26 protein-coding genes and 1 pseudogene are annotated in these 26658 nt (G+C 61.3%); 16 read left to right on the top strand and 11 right to left on the bottom strand.

All coding sequences use genetic code 11. From position 1 onward, the window contains the following. The first annotated feature begins 5 nt into the window (after window positions 1-5). Together HBJ59_RS14295 and HBJ59_RS14290 are read left to right on the top strand one after the other, a co-directional pair. Complete coding sequence (locus tag HBJ59_RS14295; RefSeq protein ID WP_167663912.1) at window positions 6-1004, top strand: bile acid:sodium symporter family protein; 999 nt, start codon at window positions 6-8, stop codon at window positions 1002-1004. Window positions 1005-1092: 88 nt separating this feature from the next. Then, window positions 1093-2283, top strand: coding sequence for a sugar transporter (locus HBJ59_RS14290; RefSeq protein WP_167663911.1), 1191 nt, complete (start codon window positions 1093-1095; stop codon window positions 2281-2283). 47 nt (window positions 2284-2330) lie between these two features. Here the strand turns inward: HBJ59_RS14290 and HBJ59_RS14285 are convergent, their stop codons facing one another. Genes HBJ59_RS14285 through HBJ59_RS14260 form a run of 6 tightly spaced genes read right to left on the bottom strand, consistent with a single transcriptional unit; the run spans window position 2331 to window position 8474 of the window. Next, window positions 2331-3290: a sugar-binding transcriptional regulator gene (locus tag HBJ59_RS14285; RefSeq protein WP_167663910.1), complete on the bottom strand. Its 960-nt coding sequence runs from the start codon at window positions 3288-3290 to the stop codon at window positions 2331-2333. A gap of 57 nt (window positions 3291-3347) precedes the next feature. After that, window positions 3348-4148, bottom strand: a complete 801-nt coding sequence (locus HBJ59_RS14280) for a glucose 1-dehydrogenase (RefSeq protein WP_167663909.1) — start codon at window positions 4146-4148, stop codon at window positions 3348-3350. A gap of 18 nt (window positions 4149-4166) precedes the next feature. Continuing rightward, a complete protein-coding gene (locus HBJ59_RS14275; RefSeq protein WP_076016333.1) occupies window positions 4167-4931 on the bottom strand; it encodes an SDR family oxidoreductase in 765 nt (254 codons plus the stop codon). A 22-nt stretch (window positions 4932-4953) separates the two neighbouring features. Beyond that, complete coding sequence (locus HBJ59_RS14270) at window positions 4954-6468, bottom strand: sugar ABC transporter ATP-binding protein (RefSeq protein ID WP_167663908.1); 1515 nt, start codon at window positions 6466-6468, stop codon at window positions 4954-4956. Between the two features lie 15 nt (window positions 6469-6483). Beyond that, window positions 6484-7416, bottom strand: coding sequence for a sugar ABC transporter substrate-binding protein (locus tag HBJ59_RS14265; protein WP_076016331.1), 933 nt, complete (start codon window positions 7414-7416; stop codon window positions 6484-6486). Window positions 7417-7466: 50 nt separating this feature from the next. Then, entirely contained in the window at window positions 7467-8474 is a 1008-nt protein-coding gene (locus tag HBJ59_RS14260; protein WP_076016330.1) for an ABC transporter permease, read from the bottom strand. 363 nt (window positions 8475-8837) lie between these two features. On the opposite strand from HBJ59_RS14260, the gene HBJ59_RS14255 reads away from it, so the two are divergent. From HBJ59_RS14255 to HBJ59_RS14240, 4 genes are read left to right on the top strand one after another with little or no spacing between them, the layout of a single operon-like run. Further along, window positions 8838-9674, top strand: coding sequence for a transketolase (locus HBJ59_RS14255; RefSeq protein ID WP_076016329.1), 837 nt, complete (start codon window positions 8838-8840; stop codon window positions 9672-9674). Beyond that, window positions 9664-10596, top strand: a complete 933-nt coding sequence (locus tag HBJ59_RS14250; RefSeq protein ID WP_167663907.1) for a transketolase family protein — start codon at window positions 9664-9666, stop codon at window positions 10594-10596. Before HBJ59_RS14255 ends, HBJ59_RS14250 begins: the two co-directional genes overlap by 11 nt. Window positions 10597-10601: 5 nt before the next feature. Then, window positions 10602-12071, top strand: coding sequence for a glycerol kinase GlpK (locus HBJ59_RS14245; RefSeq protein WP_167663906.1), 1470 nt, complete (start codon window positions 10602-10604; stop codon window positions 12069-12071). Continuing rightward, a complete protein-coding gene (locus HBJ59_RS14240) occupies window positions 12038-12505 on the top strand; it encodes a lysozyme inhibitor LprI family protein (RefSeq protein ID WP_372241473.1) in 468 nt (155 codons plus the stop codon). Before HBJ59_RS14245 ends, HBJ59_RS14240 begins: the two co-directional genes overlap by 34 nt. Window positions 12506-12636: 131 nt before the next feature. On the opposite strand, the gene HBJ59_RS14235 is transcribed toward HBJ59_RS14240, so the two are convergent. Beyond that, window positions 12637-12894, bottom strand: coding sequence for a hypothetical protein (locus HBJ59_RS14235; RefSeq protein ID WP_076016326.1), 258 nt, complete (start codon window positions 12892-12894; stop codon window positions 12637-12639). A gap of 563 nt (window positions 12895-13457) precedes the next feature. Between HBJ59_RS14235 and HBJ59_RS14230 the strand changes: the two genes are divergently transcribed. Beyond that, entirely contained in the window at window positions 13458-15011 is a 1554-nt protein-coding gene (locus tag HBJ59_RS14230) for a TerC family protein (RefSeq protein WP_167663905.1), read from the top strand. A gap of 47 nt (window positions 15012-15058) precedes the next feature. Then, the gene (locus HBJ59_RS14225) at window positions 15059-15901 is read left to right on the top strand and encodes a PhzF family phenazine biosynthesis protein (protein WP_167663904.1); all 843 of its coding nucleotides are present in this window, start codon (window positions 15059-15061) and stop codon (window positions 15899-15901) included. On the opposite strand, the gene HBJ59_RS14220 is transcribed toward HBJ59_RS14225, so the two are convergent. Both HBJ59_RS14220 and HBJ59_RS14215 read right to left on the bottom strand, forming a co-directional pair. Next, window positions 15837-16214 (bottom strand): co-chaperone YbbN, encoded by a 378-nt coding sequence (locus HBJ59_RS14220; RefSeq protein WP_167663903.1) that lies wholly within the window; start codon window positions 16212-16214, stop codon window positions 15837-15839. The genes HBJ59_RS14225 and HBJ59_RS14220 overlap by 65 nt on opposite strands. A 156-nt stretch (window positions 16215-16370) precedes the next feature. Then, a complete protein-coding gene (locus HBJ59_RS14215) occupies window positions 16371-16607 on the bottom strand; it encodes a hypothetical protein (protein WP_167663902.1) in 237 nt (78 codons plus the stop codon). A gap of 336 nt (window positions 16608-16943) precedes the next feature. Between HBJ59_RS14215 and HBJ59_RS14210 the strand changes: the two genes are divergently transcribed. The 8 genes from HBJ59_RS14210 (at window position 16944) to HBJ59_RS14175 (ending at window position 23565) form a co-directional block, all read left to right on the top strand. Further along, entirely contained in the window at window positions 16944-17792 is an 849-nt protein-coding gene (locus HBJ59_RS14210; RefSeq protein WP_076016321.1) for a transporter substrate-binding domain-containing protein, read from the top strand. Between the two features lie 52 nt (window positions 17793-17844). Next, entirely contained in the window at window positions 17845-18507 is a 663-nt protein-coding gene (locus HBJ59_RS14205) for an amino acid ABC transporter permease (RefSeq protein ID WP_076016320.1), read from the top strand. A 9-nt stretch (window positions 18508-18516) separates the two neighbouring features. Continuing rightward, a complete protein-coding gene (locus tag HBJ59_RS14200; RefSeq protein ID WP_003207996.1) occupies window positions 18517-19179 on the top strand; it encodes an amino acid ABC transporter permease in 663 nt (220 codons plus the stop codon). Then, a complete protein-coding gene (locus HBJ59_RS14195) occupies window positions 19176-19961 on the top strand; it encodes an amino acid ABC transporter ATP-binding protein (protein WP_167663901.1) in 786 nt (261 codons plus the stop codon). Before HBJ59_RS14200 ends, HBJ59_RS14195 begins: the two co-directional genes overlap by 4 nt. A gap of 23 nt (window positions 19962-19984) precedes the next feature. After that, window positions 19985-20374 carry a RidA family protein gene (locus tag HBJ59_RS14190; RefSeq protein WP_003208000.1) on the top strand — a complete coding sequence of 130 codons (390 nt, stop codon included), beginning with the start codon at window positions 19985-19987 and terminating at the stop codon, window positions 20372-20374. Between the two features lie 169 nt (window positions 20375-20543). Beyond that, a complete protein-coding gene (locus tag HBJ59_RS14185; RefSeq protein WP_076016318.1) occupies window positions 20544-21308 on the top strand; it encodes an IclR family transcriptional regulator in 765 nt (254 codons plus the stop codon). Between the two features lie 9 nt (window positions 21309-21317). Then, window positions 21318-22526: an amino acid deaminase gene (locus tag HBJ59_RS14180; protein WP_076016317.1), complete on the top strand. Its 1209-nt coding sequence runs from the start codon at window positions 21318-21320 to the stop codon at window positions 22524-22526. Window positions 22527-22656: 130 nt separating this feature from the next. Continuing rightward, complete coding sequence (locus tag HBJ59_RS14175) at window positions 22657-23565, top strand: sugar kinase (RefSeq protein WP_167663900.1); 909 nt, start codon at window positions 22657-22659, stop codon at window positions 23563-23565. A 114-nt stretch (window positions 23566-23679) separates the two neighbouring features. Here the strand turns inward: HBJ59_RS14175 and HBJ59_RS14170 are convergent. Beyond that, window positions 23680-23970 (bottom strand): annotated as a pseudogene (locus tag HBJ59_RS14170) (peptidylprolyl isomerase); the annotation flags it as partial. A 27-nt stretch (window positions 23971-23997) separates the two neighbouring features. Then, window positions 23998-26535, bottom strand: a complete 2538-nt coding sequence (locus HBJ59_RS14165) for a PAS domain-containing protein (protein ID WP_076016439.1) — start codon at window positions 26533-26535, stop codon at window positions 23998-24000. Window positions 26536-26658 lie beyond the last annotated feature (123 nt).

The following is a 26658-nucleotide window of genomic DNA, read 5'->3' as shown; positions in this document are numbered from 1 at the left end:
GGCTTATGACCCGCCCACGCTTTTTACCTGACAACTTCACCCTGACCCTGGTGGCCACGGTGATCCTCGCGTCCCTGCTGCCCGCCAGCGGCCAGACCGCCGTGGCCTTTGGCTGGGTGACCAACCTGGCCATCGCGCTGCTGTTTTTCCTGCATGGTGCCAAGCTGTCGCGCCAGGCCATCGTCACCGGTGCTGGGCACTGGCGTCTGCACCTGCTGGTGTTCAGCCTGACCTTCGTGTTGTTTCCGCTGCTGGGTCTGGCGCTCAAGCCGGTGTTGTCGCCGCTGATCGGCAAAGACCTGTACATGGGCATGCTCTATCTGTGTGCATTGCCCGCCACCGTGCAGTCGGCGATTGCCTTTACTTCCCTGGCCCGGGGCAACATCCCTGCAGCGATTTGCAGCGCGGCGGCGTCGAGCCTGTTCGGGATCTTCCTGACGCCGTTACTGGTGACCTTGCTGCTCAACGTGCATGGCGACGGCGGCTCCACGATCGATGCGATCCTGAAAATCAGCGTGCAGTTGTTACTACCGTTCATCGCCGGGCAAATCGCCCGGCGCTGGATCGGCGAGTGGGTAGGGCGTAACAAGTCCTGGCTGAAGTTCGTCGACCAGGGTTCGATCCTGCTGGTGGTCTACGGCGCGTTCAGCGAAGCGGTCAACGAAGGCATCTGGCACCAGATTCCGTTGTGGGAACTGGGTGGCCTGGTGGTGGCCTGCTGTGTGTTGCTGGCCCTGGTACTGGTGGCGTCCACGGTGTTGGGCAAGGCTTTCGGGTTTAGCCAGGAAGACCGGATCACCATCCTGTTCTGCGGCTCGAAGAAAAGCCTGGCCACCGGCGTGCCGATGGCCCAGGTGCTGTTTGCCGGGGCGAGCATGGGCGTGCTGATCCTGCCATTGATGCTGTTTCACCAGATCCAGCTGATGGTCTGCGCGGCATTGGCCCAGCGCTATGCCAAGCGTCCGGAATCGATTCCCGAGCTGATGGGGCAAGTCGATCCCTGAACCGTCGTGTTACTATTTTTTGCGCGCGGCTCAAGGGCCGGCATCGGGCCGGCAAGATCCGCGCGCACATGAGTACGACGACCTGTAAATGAGCATTTCCGCCGCAACACCTCAAGCCAACTGGCAACCGGTCTTCGCCCTCGCGTTGGCCGCCTTTGTCTTCAATACCACCGAATTTGTGCCGGTCGGCCTGCTGAGTGCCATCGGCGCGAGCTTCGACATGCCCATCGCCAGCGTCGGCCTGATGCTGACCATCTATGCGTGGATCGTGTCCCTGACCTCGCTGCCGGTGATGCTGCTGACCCGCAACGTCGAGCGGCGCAAGCTGTTGATCGTGCTGTTCGGCATGTTTATCGCCAGCCATATCCTGTCCAGCGTGGCCACCAGCTTTGGCATCCTGATGCTCAGCCGGGTCGGCATTGCGCTGTCCCATGCGTTGTTCTGGTCGATCACGGCCTCCCTCGCGGTGCGTCTGGCGCCGGAGGGCAAGCAGGTGCAGGCCCTCGGCTTGCTGGCTACCGGTACTTCGCTGGCGATGGTGCTGGGTATTCCGCTGGGCCGCCTGCTGGGCGAAGCCATGGGTTGGCGCACCACCTTCCTGGTGATCGGCGCTTTTGCTGCCGGGCTGGTGTTCTGGCTGGCGCGCACCTTACCGCTGCTGCCGAGCCAGAACTCCGGTTCGTTGCGCAGCCTGCCACTGCTGTTCAAGCGCCCGGCGCTGGTGGCGTTGTATGTGCTGACGGCGATGGTGGTGACGGCGCAGTTCACGGCCTACAGCTATGTTGAACCGTTCGTTGAAGGCGTTGCCGGCATGAGTGGCAACACCGTGACCCTGATCCTGCTGGTGTTCGGCGGCGCGGGCATCATCGGTTCGCTGCTGTTCAGCCTGGTGCATCGCTTTAACCCGCATCGGTTCCTGATCACCGCCGTGACCATCCTCGCGCTGTGCCTGGCGTTGCTGCTGCCGTTGAGTGGCGAGGTGTCGTACCTGGTGACCCTGAGTGTGTTCTGGGGCATGGCGATCATGGGCTTTGGCCTGGCGCTGCAATCGAAGGTACTGGTGCTGGCGCCGGATGCGACGGATGTGGCCATGGCGATGTTTTCCGGGATCTACAACATCGGCATCGGCGGCGGGGCGTTGATGGGCAGTTGGGTGGGCAGCCACTTTGGTTTCGCCTGGATCGGCGCGGCGGGCGGGTTGCTGGCGGCGGTGGCGCTGATCGGGTATTGCCTGGCGATTCATCGGTTTGGGCAAGGCGGGGCGCGCGCCCCTCTGTAGGAGCGAGCTTGCTCGCGAAAAATGTGAAGGACCCGCTGGTTATCAGATTACCCAGGTGTATTTAACGCCTGGGCAGTGTCCAGATCCGTGATCAAAACATCCAGATAGCCGCCCTTGAGCGCGCCGCGAATCGCCTGGCCCTTGCTTGGCCCCCCCGCCAGGCCCAGCACCCGCTGGATCGAACGCAGTTTCGGCAGGGCCACGGACACCACGAATTCCTCGTCCTCTTCGAGCACCGGGCGCCCTTCGGCGTCGAAGTAGCGCAGGCAAATATCCCCCACCGCGCCGCGCTCGGCCAGCAGGCGCAGCATGTCTTCGGTGTAGTAGTTGCCGCTGTTGCGCAGCAGTTGCGAGGGCTCCAGGTCGCCAATCCCGACAATCGCCAACGTGATGCTGTCAAAGCGGTTCAGCACTTCCTTGACCTCTTCCATCTCGATGATGCGCTGCTTGCTCTCCACCGATTGCTCGATGCTTTGGGACGGCAGCAGGAATGCCGGGCAGTTGAGCAGGGTGGCCAGGCGTTGGGTCAGCAGGGTGGCTTCAAACGCACCCTTGTTGCCGACACCGCCGAGCAGTTGCACGACTTCCTGGGCGCCCTGTTTGCCGGGCTGGGCGTGCAGGTGCCCGACCATGGCGCGAATGGTGCTGCTCCACGACGAGATGCCGATGTGGTCCTGGGGCGACAGGCTGGTCTCCAGGTAGTGCGCGGCGGCCGAGCCAATGGCTTGCTTGATGCTCTCATCAACCCCCGGTTCGGTGGCCTCGACCACGATCACCCGGCGCACGCCATAGCGGCGCTGCAACTGGGTTTCCAGCTCCAGGTGCAGGCCCTGCAGGCGCATGACGGTGATCTTCACCACGCCTTCCTGCAGCGCCCGGCGCAGGGCGCGACTGATAAAGGATTGGGACAAATCCAGCTGTTCGGAAATCTCGGACTGCTTGAGACCTTCTTCGTAATAGAGGCTGGCGATCTTGGTGATCAGCCGTTGTTCTTCGATCTGGCTCATGACGGTCTCAGTCAATGACATCAATAGCCGGTGAGGATACCAAACCGGCGCCGCTCGTTACGACATGATCAGGCCGCCGTCGATATTGATCGCCTGCCCGGTGAGGTAAGCCGCGTCGTCCGAGGCCAGGAACGCCACCAGGCCCGCCACGTCCGAGGGCTTGCCGGCGCGGCGCAGGGGGATGTTCTTGACCCATTCGGCCATCAGCTCGCCCTTGCCGTAGCGTTTTTCGTCGGTGCTGAGGATTTCGCCCCACACCCGGTCGTTGTAGTCCCACATTTCGCTTTCGATGATGCCGGGGCAGAACGCGTTGACCGTGATGTTGTGCCGCGCCAGTTCCAGCGCCAGGCTTTGGGTAATGCCGATCACGCCCATTTTGCTGGCGGCGTAGTGCGGGGTATAGATGAAGCCCTGGCGGCCCTGCCCGGAAGAGGTGTTGATCAGGCGCCCGCTGCCTTGTTTGACCATGTATTTGGCGGCTTCCCGGCAGCCGAGCCACACGCCGGTGGTGTTGACTTGCAGCACCTTGTCGAAGTCGGCGCGGGGCATTTTGTCGAAGTGGTCAATGGTGATGATGCCAGCGTTTTGCACCGATACGTCGATGCTGCCAAAGCGCGCGTGCGCCTCACTGTAGAGCTTCTCGATATCGCTTTCACTGGTCACGTCAATGGCCAGAGCCAGGGCGTTGACCGCGTACTCCTTGGCCAGCTGCTCGGCGGTGAAGGTCACGCGCTCCAGATCATTGGAGGCCATCACCAGGTTGGCGCCTTCCTGGGCGAAGCGTTCGGCAATGCCGGCACCGATGCCACGGCAGGCGCCAGTGATCACTACGGTTTTACCGCTGAATCGTTGAGACATTTGAAGGGCTCCAGTGAGTTACCAGCACACAAAACCGCCATCGACCAACAGGTCGACGCCGGTGCAGAAAGACGAGGCCTGGCTGACCAGGAAAATCGCCGGGCCGACCATTTCTTCAACGCTTGCCATGCGGCCCATGGGCGTGGTCTGTTCGAAAATCTTCACCTGGTCGGCCACTTCCGGGCGCGAGTTCATCGGTGTGGCGGTGTAGCCAGGGCTGATGCAATTGACCCGCAGGCCCTTGTCTGCCCATTCCATCGCCAGGCTTTTGCTCAGGTGAATCACCCCGGCCTTGGAGGTGTTGTAATGAGCTTGCAGCAGGCCACGGTTGACGATGCTGCCGGACATCGAGGCGATGTTGACGATGGCCCCTTTGCCTCGGGGCAGCATCACGGCCGCCTGGGCCTGGCAGCTCAGGAAAATCCCGGTGAGGTTGATGTCGAGGGTGGCTTGCCAGCGTTGCAGTTCGAGGTCTTCGGCGGCCTGGGCATTGGCGATACCGGCGCAGTTGACGGCCACGCTGAGGTCGCCCAGGACTTTTTCAGTGCGGGCGATGGCGGCGTCGAGGGCATTGCGGTCGGTAACGGTACCGGCCAGGGCCAGGCCACGGCGGCCGAGGGCTTCGATGCGTTCTACGGTGCTGCGGATACCGGGGCTGCCGGGCAGGTCGAAGCAGGCCACATCGGCCCCGGCTTCGGCCAGGCCCACGGCGATGGCCTGGCCGATGCCGCTGCCGGCGCCGGTGACGAAGGCGACCTGATCTTTAAGACTGAAAAGTTGCATGGGTTGCTCCACGTCGAATTGTTTAAGCCGTAGCCATTTCCATGACTGAAACCGGGGTTGCCGCGCCGCGCTCCAGAATCCCCATCTGCCGCCCTCGGCTCATCACCATCACCCGGTGCGACAGGCCGAGCACTTCATCCAGGTCGGAGCTGACCACAATCACCGCCATGCCATTGGCCGCCAGGTCTGCGATCACTTCATAAATCGCCGCGCGGGCGCCGACGTCGATGCCTCGGGTCGGCTCATCCAGAATGAATACTTTCGGGTTACGGGCGAGCCATTTGGCAATGATCACTTTTTGTTGATTGCCGCCGGACAAGCTGGAGATGCGTTGCTGCGGCGCACCTTTCACACCCAGGCGTGTCGCGGCTGCCTGGGCAAACTCCCGCAGGCGGCCGGGCAGTACCCAGCCACGCTTGTCCAGCAGGTCGGTATTGCCATACATCATGTTGTCTTCGATGCGATGCTCGACCACCACGCCTTGTTGCTTGCGGTCTTCGGGCACCAGCACCACGCCGGCCTGGATCGCTTCGGAAGGGGAGCGCAGGCGGCGGATTTCACCGTCCAGCAGCATATGGCCCTTGATGTCCTGCGCCGCACCGGCGATGGTGCGCACCAGCTCGGTACGGCCTGCGCCCACCACGCCAGCGATGCCGAACACCTCACCGGCGCGCACGCTGAAGTCGATTCCGTGCAAGGCAAATTCACGGCAAGTGAGGTCTTTGATCTGCAACATCACCCGCGCTTGTGGCGGCTGCAAGGCGGGAAAAATCCGCTCCAGGCTGCGCCCGACCATTTGCTCCACCAACTCGCGCACCGGCACCTGGGCGCTGGCGTGCAGGGCGATCTGGCGACCGTCCCGCAGCACCAGGATCCGGTCGGCGATGCGTGCGATTTCTTCCAGGCGATGGCTGATGTAGATGAACGACACGCCTTCGGCCTTGAGCCGCTCGACCTGCTGGAACAGCAACTCGGTTTCCTCGCCACCCAATGCCGCGGTGGGTTCGTCGAGGATCAGCAGTTGTGCATTCAGGGTCAGCGCCTTGGCAATTTCGACAAGTTGCTGGGCCGCGACGCTCAAACCTTCAACCTTGTGCGACGCCGGGACCTTCAACCCCAGGCGCTCAAGTTGCTTCTGCGCCTGGGCCTCGATGTACTCGCGGTCGACCCGCCCGTGACGCATGGGCAGGCGTCCGACGAAGATGTTTTCGGCAATCGACAGTTGCGGCAGCAGGCGGATTTCCTGGTGGATCAGGCCAATACCTGCGCCCAATGCAGCACCCGGAGAGGCCGGCGCGTAAGGCTCGCCGAGCCAGGTCATGCTGCCCCCGGCCTCGGGTTGCACCAGGCCGGCAATGATCGACGACAGCGTCGACTTGCCCGCGCCGTTCTCCCCGAGCAACGCCAACACTTCGCCGGGGCGAATGTCGACGTTGATCTGCGACAGCACCTGCACCGGGCCATAAGCCTTGCCGATATTGCGCAGGCACAGCACCGCTTCCGGTTGTGCCTGGCGATTATCCAGAGCTGCTTGCATGAAGACCTCCGGGGCTTACGGGTGCTGTTGCAGGAAAGGCGCGACGTTGTCCTTGGTGGTCAGCACGGTAGGCAGCAGTTGCTCCTTGGGTACGTCTTTGCCGGCCTTCAAGTCAATTGCCGATGCCACGGCCAGGCGGCCCATCTTCTGGGTCTGCTGGGTCATGGTTGCATTCAGCACGCCGCTTTCCACCGCCTTGAGACCGGCGACGTCACCGTCGAAGCCCACCACGACCACCTTGTGATCCAGGTTACCGACCTTGACCGCTTGGGCTGCACCCAGCGCCATGGCATCGGCACGCCCGAAGAACACGGTAATGTTCGGGTCACGCTGGAGCAGGTCCTGGGCCACGGCGAAGCCTTTATCCTGGGCCCATTCAGCCGGTTGTTCGGCAACGATCTTCAGGCCGGGGAAGGCTTTCAGGCCTTCCTGAAAACCCTTGGCCCGGTCGTTTTCCGGGGTGGTGCCCAACTGGCCTTGCAGCACCGCGATGCGGCCCTTGCCGTCGGTGACCTTGCCTACGTATTCGGCCAGCGCCTTGGCGCCGGCCACGCTGTCGCTGGCGATAAAGGTATCGCCGGGGGCGTCAGGGGCGTTGCGGTCTACGGCGATCACTGGAATGCCGGCAGCTTTGGCGGCTTTTACCGGCACACCGGCGGCAGTGGCGCCGGCCGGGATGTAGATCAGCACGTCGATCTGGCGGGTGATCAGGTCTTCAATCTGGCTGACCTGGGTCGAGGAGTTGCCTTGGGCATCCACGGTGATCACCTTGATCCCCTTGGCCTTGCCTTCGGCTTCCACCGATTGCTTGATCTGGTTAAAGAAGTCGGCCTGCAGGTTGGCCACGGCAAGGCCGATGGTCAGGTCCTTGGCCCAGGTGGTGCCGGCGGTGGCTAAAGTGGCGGCGGCGAGGGCGGTAGCCAGTAGCAGTTTCTTGGTGCTGAACATGTCGGTGACTCCTGGTTTTATTGTTGGAGGGTGTCAACTGTCGAACAGGTTTAACGGGCAGTGCTGGAGCGGCGTCGCAGGGTATCGATGGTTACGGCGAGGGCGATGACCACGCCGATCACCACTTGTTGAATAAAGGGCGAGACGCCCAGCAGGTTAAGGCCATTGCGCAACACGCCAATGATCAGCACACCCACCAGGGTGCCGCCGATACTGCCCACGCCGCCGCTCAGGCTGGCACCGCCGATCACCACCGCAGCGATGGCGTCCAGCTCCAGGCTCAGGCCGGCACTCGGTTGCGAGGAGTCGAGGCGGGCAGCCAGGGTCACGGCGGCGATGCCGGCGAGAGCACCGCTGATGGCGTACACCCACAGGGTAATCGCGCGCACCTTGATGCCTGACAGCCGTGCCACTTCCGGGCTGCCGCCAATCGCATAAAGGTTGCGACCGCCGGCGCGAAAGCGCAGGAACACCCACGCCACCACCAGCATCACCAAAAACAACCCGACAGTGGCCGACAGAAAACCGAAGTGGCGTACGGTGGCCAGGCTGGTGAACCAGTCGGGGAAGCCGACAATCTGCCGGCCTTCCGTCAGGATGTTCGCCAGGCCGCGAGCTACCGACATCATGGTCAGCGTGGCAATAAACGGCGGCAGCTTGGCGTAGGTAATCAGCCCGCCCGACACCAGGCCTGCGAGCATGCCGGTGCCGATCGAGATCGGAATCGCCAGGCCCAGCGGCACGGCCTGGTCCTGATACAACCAGCCGAGCATCATCATGGAGAAGGCGAGCACCGAGCCTACTGACAGGTCGATCCCGCCGATCACAATCACGGCGGTCATGCCGATGGCGAGAATGCCCAGCACGGTGACCTGATCCAGAATGTTCAGGCCGTTACGCAGGGAAAAGAAGAATTCGGAACTGAAGGAGAAAACCAGCACCAGCAGCACGAGGCCGATCAGCGGGCCGCCGATATTGCTGGGAAGCAGTTTCACCAGGCGTGGGCGGCGGGTCGGCTTGAGGTCGGCCGGGTGATGGACAGAGGCTTTGGCGTCCACGTTGTTCTCCTGACTTATTTTTTTTGGAGTTCGTCAGGTGGCTTTGAATATTTATGCATGCCTGACTGTTAATTCAGATTCTAGTGACACGGTGTCAAAGTCAAGCGCTTTAATTTTCTTGAGTCCTCCCTAACCTGCGTTTTTGCCGCCCTGAAACCAGCGCGATAGACGAGTGCGCGAAGGTTTTTCGCCGTCTGTCCGAGGGGTATTTGCGACTTTTATTTCATTTTTCAGCCGTTCGCTCCCTTGACCTGCTGGCGGATCGGCGTCTAAATAGAAATATATTGTCATGGCTGAATAAATATTCAAAAGGCAGCCTTGGACACTTTCACCTCGCGTGGTCAGCCTCAAAGGAGCCGCTGCATGAATGCTTTCCAGTACGACGCCCGCCAGATAAAAGAACAGGCCCGCCTGATCCGGCGCCACGTTATCCGCCTGAACGCCGACTCACCGGCGGGCGGCCACACCGGTGCTGACCTCTCGGAAACCGACATCCTCGCCACCCTGTACTTTCGCATCCTCAACACGGGCCCGGAACGTACCGAAGACCCCGAGCGCGATATCTACATCCAGAGCAAAGGCCATGGCGTGGGCGGGTTGTACTGCTGCCTGGCACAAGCCGGCTACATTCCAGAGGAATGGCTGGCCACCTACCAACACTTCAACTCCCACTTGCCGGGCCACCCGGTGCGGCAGAAAACCCCCGGTATCGAACTCAACACAGGTGCTTTGGGCCATGGCTTGCCCGTGGCGGTGGGGTTGGCGCTGGCAGCAAAAATGTCCGGCAGTAAAAAACGCATTTATGTGCTCACCGGCGACGGCGAGCTGGCGGAAGGCTCCAACTGGGAGGCGGCCATGGCTGCCGCCAAATACGGCCTGGATAACCTGTTTGTGATCGTCGACAAGAACAAGCTGCAACTGGCGGGGTTGACCGCGGAAATCATGCCGCTGGACCCGCTGGACGTGAAATGGGCGGCGTTCGGTTTCGGCGTCAGCGAGTGCGACGGCAATGACGTCGGCCAACTGATCGAAGCCCTGGAAACCATGCAGACCCACACAGGCGCCCCTCAAGTGCTGATTGCCCACACCATCAAAGGCAAAGGCGTGTCCTTTATCGAAGCCCGTCCCGAATGGCACCACCGCGTGCCCAAGGGTGATGAAATCAACGCAGCACTGGAGGAGTTAAGTCATGGCGAGTGAACATTTGGCGAGCGTCATGGTGGAAGCCTTCATTGCGGCGGTCGACGCCGGGCTCGACGTGGTGCCGGTGGTCAGCGATTCCACCTCCACGGCCAAGATCGGGCCGTTTGTGCAGCGTTTTCCCGAGCGCTTGATCAACGTGGGCATTGCCGAGCAGTCACTGGTCAGTGTCGCGGCCGGGCTGGCGCTGGGCGGCAAGATCGCGGCGACGTGCAATGCCGCGCCGTTTTTGATCTCCCGGGCGAATGAGCAGATCAAGGTGGACGTTTGCTACAACCAGGCCAACGTCAAGATGTTCGGCCTGAATGCCGGCACCAGCTACGGCCCGCTGGCCAGCACTCACCACAGCCTGGATGACATTTCGGTGATGCGCGGTTTTGGCAACGTGCAGATTTTTGCCCCGGCAGACGCTATCGAATGCCGGCAGATTGTCGATTATGCCCTGCGTTACCACGGCCCGGTATATATCCGCCTGGATGGCAAAGCCCTGCCGGACGTGCATGGCGATGATTATCGCTTTGTGCCAGGGCAGATCGATGTACTGCGCCACGGGGCGCACGTCAGCATCGTCGCGTTGGGATCGGTGGTGCATGAGGCGGTGGACGCCGCCCGCGTTTTGGCGGAGCAGGGGATTGAGGCGCAAGTGATCAACCTGTCGTCGATCCGGCCGTTGCAGCGTGATGCATTGCTCAGTGCCCTCAGTGTGACGGGCGGTGTGATCACCGTCGAAGAGCACAACATCAATGGCGGCCTCGGCAGCCTGGTGGCCGAAGTGCTGGCCGAGGCCGGGCTGGGCATCCCGCTGATCCGCCTGGGCATCGGCGATGGCGAATACGCCGCTGCCGGCGCCCGCGAACCGACCCGTGCCTTGCATAACATCGACGCGGCTGGGATTGTGGCGGCAGCCACTCGGTTGCGGTGAATCACATGACTGAAAATACTCCGCTGATCCTGGCGATAGACGAAGGCACCAGCAACGCCAAGGCGGTGCTGGTCAACGAACGTGGGCAGGTTATTGCCCGAGGCTCGCGGGCCTTGAGCATCAGCCATCCCCAGGCCGGATTCTCCGAGCAGGACCCGTTGCAGATATGGACGAATACCCTGGCGGCGATTGACGAGTGCCTGGCCCAGGTTGATCGGCCGATTACGGCCTTGGCCATCAGTAACCAGCGTGAATCGGTGGTGGCCTGGGACCGTCACACCGGTGAGCCGCTGTCGCCGTGCATCAGTTGGCAGTGCCGGCGCTCCACGGCGCTGTGTACGCAACTGCACGAGCAGGGGCATGAAGCAACCATCCTCGCCAAGACCGGCCTCGCCCTGGACCCGATGTTTTCGGCGGGTAAGTTTCGCTGGATTCTGGACAACCTTGAAAACGGCCATGCACGGGCGGCTGCCGGTGAAATCTGCCTGGGCACGGTCGATAGCTGGTTGCTGTGGAAACTCAGCGGCGTATTCGCCACCGATTACTCCAACGCGTCACGTACGCAACTGTTCAACCTGCACACCTGCGCCTGGGACCCGGAGCTGCTGGCGCTGTTTACCATTCCGGCGGCGGCGCTGGCACCAATCCAACCCAGTGCGGGGTTCTTTGCACAGACCAAAGGTTTCGGGCGTTTGCCTGCCGGGGTTCCGGTGATGTCGATGATGGGTGATTCCCATGCCGCGTTGTACGGGCAGGGTGGGTTTGCGCCGGGGTTGGTCAAGGCCACCCTCGGTACGGGTTCTTCACTAATGACGCCCATGAGCGGGCCGATTGCGTCCACCCATGGTTTGTCGACTACATTGGCGTGGCATGACGGTTCGGCACCGACCTACGGCATGGAAGGCAACATCGTGCACACCGGTGCGGCGGTGCAATGGGCTTCGCGGTTGGTGGCGGGTGAGTCACTGGATGCGTTGACCGAGCAGGCGGCGCAACTGCCCGACAATGGTGGCGTGTACTTTGTCCCGGCGCTTTCTGGGTTGGGTGCTCCGCACTGGAAGGCCGACGCGCGTGGGTTGATCTGTGGCCTGACTGAAGCCACGTCGGGTGCACATATTTTGCGGGCCTCGCTGGAGTCCATCGGCTATCAGATTCGGGATGTGTTCGAGGCGATGCAGCAGGATATTGGCAGCCCGTTGAAAGAGCTGTGGGTGGATGGTGGCGCCACGCGCAATCGCTGGCTGATGCAGTTTTTGGCGGACCTGTTGCAGCGGCCGGTGGTGCGAAGCCGGTCGCCGGAGGTGTCGGCGCTGGGGGCTGCGCATTTGGCAGGCCGGGCGTTGGGCATCTGGGCCAGTGATGCGGCGTTGGTGGGGTTGGAGCGACAGCGGGAGCGGTTTGAGCCGGCTGTGGACGCCGCCATGGATGCGCGATATGGCGAATGGAGAAAAGCACTGCAGCGAACGCTGTGCTGATTGCTCGCGAAGAAACTGAGAACGCCGCTGAGTGTCAGACAGACGATCAACAGGAGGATATTTCCATGGCAGTTCGTTTGTTTAAACCGGCGGTATTCGCAGTGCTCGCCGGGTTTTCCGTGTTGTGGCTAAGCCCTGCAAGCCTGGCGGCCAGTTTTGACTGTGACCGGGCGAAGGCGGCTGACGAGAAAACCATCTGTGCCACGCGCTCCCTGAATGATCAGGATGTGACAATGGCGCTGCTCTATGACCTCAACCGGCACTTCATGGCCATGGGAGGGCGCGGTTCGTTGATGGATGATCAGGCTGCCTGGCTCAAGCAACGGCATACGTGCGGTGCCCAAGTCAGTTGCCTGAGCAAAACCTATACGCAGCGTATTGCGATGTTGCGTAGCTTTATTGATGAGCGGGTGATGACGAAAGGACCGTTCTGAACGGCCGCTTACTGTAGGAGCGAGCTTGCTCGCGAAAAACCTGAGAGCGCCGTTGGGTGTCAGGCTTCCCGAGTTATCGTTGACGTCCATCGCGAGCAAGCTTGCTCCTACAGAAGCAGGGTGTGCTTTGTTCAGGCGTTGCTAGGTTGGATCCGGCGGCCTATTACGTCCATCAGGTCACAGCCATCGCGTAGAGGAATGGCGAGCAGGCGTGCAAAGTCGTGAAGCACGACGGCGTCACTGCTGATTTCTTCGCGGAAGGCGATATTTTCCAGCAGTTGGGTCACAGCGTTGATGCGGTAAGCGGCAGCCTGGTGGAGTACGTCGAGCGGCGCTTGGGTGTCGATGAGCAGGGAAGGGATGTCGCAATCGTTGCCTGTAAGGGGCATGTATCGATTCATGGTAAAGCCTCGGTCTAATTAATTGAGGCTGTCACCTATCGTCGCCAAACGAATGGGTGACAGCTGTACGCAGGTTGGCGAACCGGGACCGAGTTCCGGCAGACCCGAAGGTCTCCCGCGCACAGCTGCCATAAAGCAGCTTTGCGGGTGCGAAAGTGCCTGCAATCAAGCAGAGCGCTTTCGCATACGGTCAACGGATCGCCAAATCCGATCGCCATGTCGGGCGACCGGCGGACTATAAGCGCTGCCCTTCAACCCATGCAAGGCAATCGTCGACACGCTATCTATTACAGATCTTGTAATAATTTTAGATTGTAAGAAATTCTTATTTCGCCTGTACGATTCAAGTCCTTTTTCCACAACAGGACCTACATGAACACCCTCTCGGAGCCTCCCAGTCGTCTTTCCCCAAGACATGCACTGTCGCCGTTCCCGCTGATCGCCTGCCTTCAGGCCAAGCATCCCGTCTTCCGATTGCCTACCCTTACCCGGTCCCTCGACCGTGCGTTGCCGTGCCCGGCATTCTGAAAAACTTGAAGAGATACTGAAAAATGGAATGGTTAGCGGATCCAACGGCCTGGCTCGGCCTGTTGACTTTGATTGTGCTGGAGCTGGTGCTGGGCATCGACAACCTGGTGTTTATCGCGATCCTGGCGGACAAGCTGCCGCCGGAGCAGCGTGACCGTGCGCGTCTGATCGGTTTGTCCCTGGCATTGCTGATGCGCCTGGGCTTGCTGGCAAGTATTTCCTGGTTGGTGACCCTGACGCAGCCGCTGTTCGAGGTGTTCGACAAGAGTTTCTCGGGCCGTGACTTGATCATGCTGTTTGGTGGTGTGTTCCTGTTGTTCAAGGCCACCATGGAATTGCATGAGCGGCTTGAGGGGCATGTGGCTCAGCGCACTGGCAACGTGGCTTATGCGATGTTCTGGCCGATCGTTGCGCAGATTGTGGTGCTGGATGCGGTGTTCTCCCTCGATGCGGTGATTACCGCCGTGGGCATGGTGGATGAGCTGGCGGTGATGATGATCGCGGTGATCATTTCCATCGGCCTGATGATCGTTGCCAGCAAGCCGCTGACCCGTTTCGTCAACGCCCATCCGACGGTGATCATGCTGTGTCTGGGCTTCCTGATGATGATCGGTTTTGCCCTGACCGCCGAAGGCCTGGGCTTCCACATTCCTAAAGGCTATCTGTATGCGGCCATTGGTTTCTCGATCCTGATTGAGGTGTTCAACCAGATCGCCCGGGCACGCCGCAAGAAGTCGGCACAGGGCACGCTGCCGGTGCGTGAGCGTACGGCCCATGCGGTGATGCGTTTGCTCGGCGGGCGTAACCTGGCGGTGGAAGAGGTCGGTGACGAGGTCGCCGACCTGCTGGATAACCCCGATGCCAACGGCGGGCCGCTGTTCGACCGGCGTGAACGCGTGATGATCAGTGGCGTGCTGCAACTGGCTGAACGTCCGATCCGCACGCTGATGACGCCTCGGGCGAAGGTGGACTCTATAGATCTGTCGGACGATCCCGACACTATCCGCCTTAAACTGATGCATTCGTCTTACTCGCGACTGCCCTTGATCCGCAACGGTGCTGTCGACGAGCCATTGGGTTTCGTGCACAAGAAGGAGTTGCTCAAGGAATACCTGGGCGGAAACGAGCCAAATCTGGAGCACTTGGCGCGCCGGGCGATCAACCTGCTGGAGAGTTTTTCGATCCTCAATGCCTTGGAGCAGATGCGCCAGGAATCCACCCACATTGCCTTCGTGATCAACGAATTCGGCGACTTTATCGGGGTGTTGAGCATGACCGACATCCTCGAGTCCATCGCCGGTGAGTTGCCGGACGCGAGTGAAGTCGAAGGGCCGGATATCGTTGAGGAAGAGGGTGGTTTCCGGGTCAATGGTGCCTTGAACCTTAACCTGATCAGCCAGCGCACCGGCTTCAAGGCGGTGGCGACGGAGGATTACCAGACTCTGGCCGGTATGGTGATGAGCCTGCTGGATCGCCTGCCGGTGGTGGGCGACAGCCTGGAGCATGAAGGCTGGCGCCTGACCGTGGCGGCGGTGGAAGAGCGGCGGGTCACGCAGGTATTGCTGGCGCCGCTTTAGCTGGATAGCATCGCCGCTCACTGAACCGTTAAGTAAGGGTTGCCCGAATGACTTTGGACGTGCTTAAGATTTCTGCATTTTGTGACGGTAACCAGGGCGGTAACCCGGCAGGCGTATGGATCGGTGACAACCTGCCGGAAGCCGCAGAAATGCAGCGTATCGCCCACGAAGTCGGGTTTTCGGAAACCGTATTCGCCTGCCCGCAGGATGACGGCTGGCGTGTGCGCTACTTCGCGCCGGAGTCCGAAGTCGCGTTTTGCGGGCACGCCACCATCGCGCTCGGCGCGGCCTTGAGCCTGGCGCTGGGCGACGGTGAATTCCACCTGACCTTGAACAACGGCGATATTTCCGTCAGTGGCCGCAGCGAAGGCGACCTGATCGAAGCCGCGCTGCAATCCCCGCCAACCCGTAGCGCACCGGCCGATGATGCGCTGGTGGACGCGGGCCTGACGTTGTTCGGCTACACCCGCAATGACCTGGACCCCAGCATTCCGCCGGCGATCGTCCATGCTGGTCTCTCCCACCTGGTGCTGGCCCTCGACAGCCGCGCCAAGCTCAGCCAGATGCACTATGAACTGGAGGCCGGTCGCCGCTACATGACGGACGCCGGTTTGGGCACCGTGGTGCTGGTGTTCGCCGAAAGCCCGACGCTGTTCCACACCCGCAACCCGTTTGCGGTGGGCGGTGTGTACGAAGACCCGGCTACAGGCTCCGCGACGGCCGCATTTGCCGGCTATCTGCGGGACCTGGGCTGGCCGCACAACGGGTGCATCAACATCATTCAAGGCGAGGACATGGGCAGCCGCTCGCGTTTGCAGGCGCAGATCACCGATGAGAAGGGTGCCTCGATTCGTGTTTCCGGCACGGCGCGGTTGATGTTGGAGGACTGATTCTGGTCTCGGCGAACGTTTCCCTCAGAGTTTTTTCGTCGAACCCCTTCAGCCTATTGATCATCTTGCCATTCTGAAAAACCAGGAGGGTGGGAGTGCCGGTTACCTCGGGGTGTCTCGGGGTTTGGGCTGTGTCGAGCACCAGGCTTTTCACGGTGCGACCGTATTTCCTGGCAAAGCGTTCAAACAGTGGCCCGGCTTCCCCACAGGCCGGGCAATGCTGCGAAACAAACAGCATGAACACCGTTTCATGCGACTTCAGTACCTGCTGATACGCCTCGGCATCGGCAATCACCGCCGTTGCAATTCCCATAATGATCTCCTTGGCAAAAGGGCATGGCCCACGCTAAGCCCGGCGATCAAAACGGTCTACTGTCAAAACTAACAGGTACCCACCTCCAAGCAGTCTAACCGGCCATTGTGGCGAGGGAGCTTGCTCCCGCTGGGCTGCGCAGCAGCCCCAAGGCTTTCAGCGCTCCGCCCGTTCCCGAGCCTTCTTCGCCAGCCCCACGCACTGCTTGTAATCCCCTTTCTCCTTGGCGTCCTTGGCCCGGCGATAACCGTGATGGTTTTGACTCATATAGTCGGTCGCAAACGCCGCCTTCAGCTTGGCCAACTCGGCCTTGCATTCACGACGGTCATCCTTGGCGAACACAGTGCTGGCAAACACCAGCGACAACAACATAAGGACAAGGCTGATCTTCATCTGAACGCATTCCTTGGGGAGGGCCGATCATCTGCCAAGCCTAGCCCAGCCACAGGATTCTTCCATCCAGCACCGCACCGCTTTCGTGCCCGGTAACGAACCGCACCCGCACCCAAATGTGGCCTGTCACCTCGCCGTGTAGCCAACGGTAGCAACCTGATTTCAACCGATGGCCCAGCGCCTCATCGCCGATACAAATTTATCCCGTTGATTTAAAAAGAAATTAATCCCGCAATATTTTTCTGTTACCGCGTATGGCACACTTTCTGCTGTCTATTCCGTTGTTACATACTAAGTTCCGGTATAGCGGAATACACAACCCCTGGAGTGCTTGTCATGCATCACCGACCTTCCGTGTTCAAAGCGTGTGTTTTTCTCTTCGCCGCATCGGCTTCCCTCGCAGCAGCAGTGCAAGCGGCGGACAGCAAGCTCGATACAGTGCTCAAGCGTGGGCACCTGATCGTGGGTACAGGCAGTACCAATGCGCCGTGGCACTTCCAGGGAGCGGATGGCAAGTTGCAAGGTTTTGATATCGACATCGGCCACATCGTGGCCAAGGGGTTGTTCAACGACCCGAGCAAAGTCGAATACGTGGTGCAGTCCTCCGACGCTCGAATTCCCAACCTGCTGACTGACAAGGTCGACATGAGCTGCCAGTTCATCACCGTCACCGCCAGCCGCGCGCAGCAAGTGGCCTTCACCCTGCCGTACTACCGCGAAGGCGTGGGCCTGCTGCTGCCAGCCAACAGCAAGTACAAGGAAATTGAAGACCTGCAAGCCGCCGGCGACAGCGTCACCGTGGCCGTGCTGCAGAACGTCTACGCCGAAGAACTGGTGCACCAGGCCTTGCCTAAAGCCAAGGTCGACCAGTACGACAGCGTCGACCTGATGTACCAGGCCGTGAACTCCGGGCGTGCCGACACCGCCGCCACCGACCAGTCCTCGGTCAAGTACCTGATGGTGCAAAACCCGGGCCGCTACCGCAGCCCGAGCTACGCCTGGAGCCCGCAAACCTACGCGTGCGCCGTCAAGCGTGGCGACCAGGACTGGCTGAACTTCGTCAACACCGCGCTGCATGAAGCCATGACCGGCGTGGAGTTCCCGATGTACAAGGCCTCGTTCAAGCAATGGTTCGGTGTGGATCTGCCAGAGCCTGCAATCGGTTTCCCGGTTGAGTTCAAGTAATCCGTAAACACTGGGGCGTCGCTGACGGCGCCCCAATCAGGTACTGCTGACCATGAACTATCAGTTGAACTTTGCCGCTGTGTGGCGCGACTTCCCCAGCTTGCTGGCGGGCCTCGGCCTCGGCCTTGAACTGGCACTGCTGTCCATCGCCATCGGTTGCGTGATCGGCCTGTTGATGGCGTTTGCCATGCTGTCCAAACACCGTGCGCTGCGCATTGGGGCCTCGGTGTATGTGACGGTGATCCGAAACACCCCGATCCTGGTGCTGATCCTGTTGATCTACTTCGCCTTGCCCAGCCTGGGGATCCGGCTGGACAAGATCCCCTCGTTCATCATCACCCTGTCGCTGTACGCCGGTGCCTACCTGACCGAAGTATTCCGCGCCGGCCTCTTGAACATTCCCAAGGGGTTGCGTGAAGCGGGCCTGGCCATCGGCCTGGGCGAATGGCGTATTCGCGCGTACATCACCGTGCCGGTGATGCTGCGCAACGTGCTGCCGGCGCTGTCGAACAACTTCATCTCGCTGTTCAAGGACACCTCCCTGGCGGCCGCGATCGCGGTGCCGGAGCTGACCTATTACGCCCGCAAGATCAACGTCGAAAGCTACCGGGTGATTGAAACCTGGATGGTCACGACCGCGCTCTACGTGGCTGCCTGTTACCTCATCGCCATGCTGCTCCGTTACCTGGAACAGCGTTTGGCGATTCGCCGCTAAGGAGCGCCCATGTACGAATCCCCCAGCTGGCTGCATGAGTTGTGGATCGCCCGGGAAACCCTCTGGGCGGGGTTCCAGACCAGCGTCTACTGCTCGGCCCTGGCCATTATCTTCGGCACTCTGATCGGCATCGTCGCCGGCTTGGTGCTGACCTACGGCAAATTCTGGATGCGTGCACCGTTTCGCCTGTACGTCGACCTGATCCGCGGTACACCGGTGTTTGTGCTGGTATTGGCATGCTTCTACATGCTGCCTGCACTGGGTTGGCAGATCACCGCGTTCCAGGCCGGCGCCGTGGGCTTGACGCTGTTCTGCGGCTCTCACGTTTCGGAAATCGTGCGCGGTGCTTTGCAAGCGATTCCCAAGGGGCAACTGGAAGCCGGCAAGGCCATCGGCCTGACGTTCTATCAATCCCTCGGCTACGTGCTGTTGCCCCAGGCCCTGCGGCAGATCCTGCCGACCTGGGTCAATTCGTCCACGGAAATCGTCAAGGCGTCCACCTTGCTGTCGGTGATCGGCGTGGCTGAATTGCTGCTCAGTACCCAACAGGTCATCGCCCGGACCTTCATGACCCTGGAGTTCTACCTGTTCGCAGGCTTTATGTTTTTTGTCATCAACTACGCCATCGAATTGTTGGGGCGTTACATTGAAAAGCGGGTGGCGTTGCCATGAACCAACTCTCAAAAGAAAGCCAGCCACTCCTGAACATTAGCGGCCTGCGTAAACAGTACGGCCCGGTGGAAGTACTCAAGGGCGTCGACCTGAGCATGCAGCGCGGCAACGTCGTAACGTTGATCGGCTCCAGCGGCTCGGGCAAGACCACGCTGCTGCGCTGCGTCAACCTGTTGGAAGAGTTCCAGGGCGGCCAGATCACCCTCGACGGTGAATCCATCGGCTACAGCGACGTCGGCGGCAAGCGGGTGCGCCACCCGGAGCGCGTGATTTCCCAGCACCGCGCGATGACCGGCATGGCATTCCAGCAGTTCAACCTGTTCCCGCACCTGACCGCCTTGCAGAACGTCACCCTGGGCCTGCTCAAGGTCAAGAAGATGGGCAAGGACGAGGCGGTGGCGCTGGCGGAAAAATGGCTGGACCGTGTCGGCCTGCTGGAGCGCCGCAATCACTTTCCGGGCCAGTTGTCGGGCGGCCAGCAACAGCGCGTGGCGATTGCCCGGGCGATTGCGATGAGCCCGAGCCTGATGCTGTTCGACGAAGTTACCTCGGCCCTGGACCCGGAACTGGTGGGCGAAGTGCTCAGCGTGATCAAAGGTTTGGCGGAAGAGGGCATGACCATGTTGCTGGTCACCCACGAAATGCGGTTTGCCTATGAAGTCTCGGACAAGATCGTCTTCATGAACCAGGGTCGCATTGAAGAACAAGGGCCGCCGAAAGACATTTTCGAACGCCCGCAATCGCCGCGACTGGCGGAATTTCTCAAGAACATTCGTTTTTAAATCATCACTTCAGGAGATCCATTATGAGCATTACTCGTTACGGCACCGGCGCCACGGCCGGCGGCGGCCAGCCTCGTCCTTTCGCCCGCGCGGTGGAAGCGGATGGCTGGTTGTACGTGTCGGGCCAGGTGCCGGCGGTGGACGGTGAAATCATCACCGGCGGCATCGTCGAGCAGACGCACCAGACCATGCGCAACGTAGTAGCGATTCTCGAAGAAGCCGGCTACGCCCTTGAAGACGTGGTGCGCGTGGGTGTATGGCTGGAAGACCCACGGGACTTCTGGAGCTTCAACAAAGTGTTCGGCGAATACTTCAACCCGGAACATGCCCCGGCGCGGGCGTGTGTGCAGGCGAACATGATGGTCGATTGCAAGGTTGAGATTGATTGCGTGGCCTACAAGAAAAAAGGCTAAATGCCCGTCTCTTGAGACCACAGGAGACCCAATGTGGGAGCGGGCTTGCTCGCGAAAACGGTGGATCAGTTGCAGATGTATTCACTGACACACCGCCTTCGCGAGCAAGCCCGCTCCCACAGGGGATCTGTGTTGATAGCTACATCTTCAAACGGGACCGACTACTGCCATGACCGAAGACACCATCAAACGCCGCGCCAAAGGCCTCGACCGGGCGTTCGATATCCTCGATTTCCTCAAGGAAATCGGCCAACCCCTGCGCCCGAATGATATCGCCAGCGGCATCGGCAGCCCCAAATCCACGGTCTACGAACTGGTGGCCTCGCTGCTGGAACGGCGCATCCTCGAAACCGTCGGCAAGGACGGTCACGTCTACCTCGGCCGTCAGCTGTACTTCCTCGGCCAGGCCCACCTGCGCCATTTCGACCTGACCCGCGAAGCCGACCACGCCCTGCAGGAAATCGTCAGCCAGACCCACGAAACCGCCCAGATGTGCCTGCTCAATGGCCGCAAATACACCGTGGCCCTGATGCGCGAAGGCGAGCGGCATTTCCGCATTTCCTCAGACATTGGCGAGAACGCGCCCATCCCCTGGACCGCCTCCGGCCGCCTGCTGCTGGGCCACCTGAGCGACCAGCAAATCATCGACCTGATCGACAACGACGACTTCATCCTCCCGGACGGTCAGCGCCTGCCTCTGGAAACCTTCCTTGGGCAAATCCGCCAGGCCACCCTCGACGGATTCTTCTCCTTCGACAGCGTCGCCGACACCTTTACCCATTGCTTTGCCGCCCCGGTTCGGGACGCCCAAGGCATCAGCATTGCGACCCTGTGCATCGTCGCCCCACGGGCCGATGCCATCAAAAACTACAACGACTATCGCCGGGTGCTGATCGACAGCGCGAACAACCTGGCCCGTCGCATCAACGAATAGGAAACCCTTATGTCTGCCTTCAATGCCGTTGAAAAAGGCGCCGCCCCGGTCGGTGCGCACCTGGTCCGTGACGTCAGCCTGCCGGCCCTGGTGCTGCACCGCGATGCCCTGGAGCACAACATCCGCTGGATGCAGGATTTCGTCAGCAACAGCGGCGCGCAACTGGCGCCCCACGGCAAGACCAGCATGATGCCGGCGTTGTTCCAGCGGCAGATCGAGCAGGGCGCCTGGGGCATCACCCTGGCCAACGCCGTGCAGACCCGCGCCGCGTATGCCGGTGGTGTTCGCCGGGTGTTGATGGCCAACCAACTGGTGGGCGCGCCGAACATGGCGCTGATCGCCGACCTGCTGGCCGACCCTGAATTCGACTTCCACTGCATGGTCGACCACCCGGACAATGTGGCCGACCTGGGGTTGTTCTTTGCCGCCCGCGGCTTGCGCCTGAACGTGATGATCGAATACGGCGTGGTCGGCGGCCGTTGCGGTTGCCGCACCGAACAGCAGGTGCTCGACCTGGCCAAGGCAATCAAGGCCCAGCCGGCGCTCGCCCTCACCGGCATCGAAGGTTACGAAGGAGTGATCCACGGCGAGCACGCCATCAGTGGCATCCGCGAATTCGCCGCCTCCCTGGTACGTCTTGCCGTCGACCTGCAAAACAGCGGCGCCTTTGACCTTGGCAAGCCGATCATCACCGCCTCGGGTTCCGCCTGGTACGACCTGATCGCCGAATCCTTCGAAGCCCAGAACGCCGCTGGCCGCTTCCTCAGCGTATTGCGCCCGGGTAGCTACGTGGCTCACGACCATGGCATCTACAAAGAAGCGCAGTGCTGCGTACTCGACCGTCGCAGCGACCTCAACGAAGGCCTGCGCCCGGCGCTGGAAGTCTGGGCCCACGTGCAGTCGCTGCCGGAGCCAGGCTTCGCGGTGATCGCCCTGGGCAAGCGCGACGTTGCCTACGACGCCGGCCTGCCGGTGCCGCTCAAGCGCTACAAGGCGGGCGTGCTTCCGGCCGAGGGTGATGATGTGACCGCGTGCAAGGTCACCGCCGTGATGGACCAGCATGCGTTCATGGTCGTCGCGCCAGGGGTTGAGTTGCGCATTGGCGACATCATCTCCTTCGGCACTTCCCATCCGTGCCTGACCTTCGACAAGTGGCAAGTGGGTAATTTGGTGGATGAGCAGTTGCAGGTGATCGAAAGCCTGCATACCTGCTTCTAGACCTAATCGTGCCCTTCGCGAGCAAGCCCGCTCCCACATTCGACCGAGTTCCTTCAGTTGAAATGCAATCAAATGTGGGAGCGGGCTTGCTCGCGAAGAGGCCCTCCAGTACATCGAGAGACCCCTTGGCATGAACACACAACCGCGCATCGCCTTCATCGGCGAATGCATGATCGAACTGCAACACCGCGCCGACGGCAGCCTGCAACAAAGCTTCGGCGGCGACACCCTGAACGCCGCCGTCTACCTGCGCCGCGAACTGGGTGAACCCAGCACCGTCGACTACGTCACCGCCCTGGGCGATGACAGCTTCAGCGACGCCATGTGCAAGCACTGGGCCGAAGAAGGCCTGGGCCTGAGCATGGTCCAACGCCTGCCTGATCGCCTGCCGGGGTTGTACTGCATCCAGACCGATGCCAACGGCGAGCGAAAATTCCTCTACTGGCGCAACGAAGCCGCCGTGCGCGACTGCTTTACCACGCCGGCGGCCGAGCCGATCCTGGCGGCGCTGCCGGCATACGACGTGGTGTATTTCAGCGGCATCACCCTGGCGGTATTGGGCGAAGTCGGCCGTGCACGCCTGCTGGAAACCCTGGTCGAAACCCGCCAGCGCGGCGGCAAGGTGGTGTTCGACAACAACTACCGGCCGCGCTTGTGGGCCAGCGTGGACGCGGCGCGTGCGGCGTATCACAGGGTATTGGCCGAGGTGGATATTGCTTTGCTGACCGAGGATGACGAGCGCGCATTGTTTGGTTATGAGGACAGCGAGCAGGTGTTTGCGGCGTATCCGGGCATTGCCGAGGTGGTGCTGAAACGTGGCGCGGATGCGTGTTTGATTCGTTGTGAGGGTGAGCGATTCGAGGTGCCGGCGTTGGTGGTGGAGAAGGTGGTCGATACGACTGCGGCGGGGGACTCGTTCAGTGCGGCTTACCTGGCCAGTCGGCTCAAGGGCGGCTCGCCGCAGGAAGCAGCCTTGGCCGGGCATCGGCTGGCGAGCCGGGTGATTCAGGTGCCAGGAGCACTCATTCCCCGAGACTAACGCTATCTATTGTGGCGAGGGAGCTTGCTCCCGCTGGAGTGCGAAGCGCTCCCGGCTTTTTTGGGGCCGCTACGCAGCCCAGCGGGAGCAAGCTCCCTCGCCACAAAAAAGCCATCAATCCCGGTAAAACACCTGCACCAGGTGATACCCAAACTTGCTCTTGATCGGCCCATGAACCACCTTCACGGGCTTCTTGAAGATCACCGCATCAATCACCCCCACCATCTGCCCCGGCCGCACTTCACCCAAATCACCGCCGCGCTTGGCAGAAGGGCAGGTGGAGTACTTCTTGGCCAACACGTCAAACGCTTCGCCCTTGGCAATACGCTGCTTGAGCTGTTCGGCTTCTTCACTGGTTTTCACCAGAATGTGACGGGCTTGGGCTTTCATTGATCGGTCCTGATGTGAAACGGCGCGCGATTATGCCTGAAGTCAGGCCTCTGAGCTGATCATGCTACGGATTTTGTTAGCCAGCAGATCGATCGAAAACGGCTTGGCTACCATGTCCATGCCTGCCTCCAGGAACCCCTGGCGCTCGGCGGCTTTCTCGGCATATCCGGTCATGAACAATACCTTGAGCTCCGGCCGGTGTTGCCGGGCGATTTCTGCCAGTTGCCTGCCGTTCATCCCCGGCAAGCCCACATCGGTCACCAGCAAATCCACCCGCAGGTCGGACTCCAGCAGCGGCAACGCCGCCCGTGCATCCGCCGCCTGGTGCGCGGTGTAACCCAGCTCATCCAGCACATTCACCACCAGCATCCGCACCGCCGGGTCGTCCTCGACCACCACCACAGCTTCGCCTTCCAGCGCTACCGGGGCTTCGCCCTGACTGGCGGGCACCGTCCTTTCCAGCGCGGTGCCATGCAGGCGCGGCAAGTACAGGCGCACGCAAGTGCCCTGGCCCGGCTCGCTCTGAATGGTCACGTGGCCGCCGGACTGCTGGGCAAACCCATAGATCATCGACAAGCCAAGGCCGGTGCCCTGGCCGATGGGCTTGGTGGTGAAGAACGGGTCGAAGGCCTTGGCGAGGATTTTCGCGGTCATGCCGGCGCCGTTATCGCTCACGCCGAGCATCACATAATCGCCGGCCTTGACCGGCTCCAGGGTGGTGATGTCGGTGCCGTCGAGGTAACTGTTGGCGGTCTCGATGCACAATTGACCGCCGTCGGGCATGGCATCCCGGGCATTGATCACCAGGTTGAGCAGGGCGTTTTCCAGCTGGCTGGCGTCGGTGTTCACCGGCCAGATGTCGGTGCCCAGTTGCACCTTGAGTTCGATGTGCGCGCCCTTGGTGCGGCGGAACAGGTCTTCCAGGGACGCCACCAACTGATTCGGATCCACCGGCTTGGGGTCCAGGGATTGGCGGCGGGAGAACGCCAGCAGGCGGTGGGTCAGCGCAGCGGCACGATGGGCCGAGGACACGGCGGCGTCGGTGAAGCGGCCGATCTCGTCGCTGCGTCCGGCAGCGATGTAGCGTTGCATCAGGTCCAGGCTGCCGATGATCCCGGTGAGCATGTTGTTGAAGTCATGGGCGATGCCGCCGGTGAGCTGGCCGACCGCTTCCATCTTCTGGGCATGGCGCAGGGCGTCTTCGGCGCGCTCGCGCTCGAACATCTCGTTTTGCAGGCGCTGGTTGGCTTCGGCCAGGGCCTGGGTGCGTTGGTTGACGCGCTCTTCGAGGTTTTCGTTGAGGTGACGCAGGGCTTCTTCGGTCAGTTTGCGCTCGGTCTCGTCAATCACAAAAATGTAGAAACCGTTGACTGAACCGTCAGCGCTGAAACGCGGCAGGTACTTCATCAGCGCGTGGCGGGGGCGGCCGTCATGGTGTGGCGTGACGGTGACAAAACTGCAGGCCTTGCCCTTGAGCGCCGCCTCGATCTTGTCGACGCGCCCGGCATAGATTTCGTCGCCCACGACTTCGCGGATGGTCTTGCCGTACAGCTCCTGCGGGGTCATGCCGTACCAGTCCAGGTAGGCGCTGTTGTTCAGGCGAAAGCGCTGCTCGTGGTCGACATAGCCAATCAGCACCGGCATGGCGTTGATGATTAGTTGCAGCTCGGTCTGGCTTTGGCGCAGGGCCTGTTCGGTGTGCTTGCGTTCGGTCAGGTCGAGGGCGGCACCGAGAAACCGTGCCGGTCGGCCATGATGGTCCTTGTAGCAACGGCCCCGGGCAAACACCCAGCGCACTTCGCCGTCGGCTTGCAGCAGGCGATATTCCTCGGCGTATTCGGTGCCGTGGGTGATGCAATGCTTGATGCTCCGGGCCACCATGCCACGGTCTTCAGGGTGCACGCCTTGCAGGTAGTCGCTGATGGGCAGCAGGCCGGCATCGCAGGGATCAACCCCGTGCAGTTGGGCGAAATGTGCGTCGGCGATAAACCGGTCTTCGCCAATGTCCCAGTCCCAGGTGCCCACGGCGTCGGTGGCGGCCAGGGCCAGTTGCAGGCGCTGCTCGGTGTTGCGCTGGGCCTTGAGGCTGTTTTCGGTGCGCTGCTGGAGTTCCAGGGCGATGCGCCGGCGCTCGTTGGTTTCGATGGCGGTGATCAGGATCCCGGCGACCTCACCGCGCTCATCGCGAATCGGGCTGTAGGTCAGGTCCAGCCAGATCTCGGTGTCGCGGTGGTTGCGTTGCAGCACAAAACGCTGCTCGGTGAACGTGCGCACCTGGCCCGCGAAGACGGCGCTGTAGATCGGATCGGTAAACGGCTTCAGTTCCGGCCAGATCAAGTCGGCAGGCTGGCCGAAGGCGCCAGGGTGCTTGTTGCCGGCCAGCAGGGCGAAGCCGTCGTTGTAGATCTGAGTGAGTTCGGCGCCCCACAGCAACAGCATCGGCATGGGTGAATGGATCACGATGTCGACGGCTGTACGGAGGCTTTGCGGCCAATCAATGGCGTCACCGAGAGGGCTTCGTGCCCAGTCCAGCCGCGCAATCAGTGCCGCGGCCTCGCTGCCGGTGGGTGATACGTTCATGTAAATGCCCTGCGCGTAACGCTTGAATAATGACAAAAGCCGATTATCCCGCGAGGAGAGATCGGCTTTCCACCCTCGAAAAATAGCATGCTTGAGGGTTTTGTCTTCAAATGAGTGCTTAAG

Origin of the sequence: Pseudomonas sp. AN3A02, assembly GCF_011765255.1 — a bacterium.
Classification (GTDB): Bacteria; Pseudomonadota; Gammaproteobacteria; order Pseudomonadales; family Pseudomonadaceae; genus Aquipseudomonas.
This window is presented reverse-complemented; position numbering and strand designations above follow the sequence as displayed.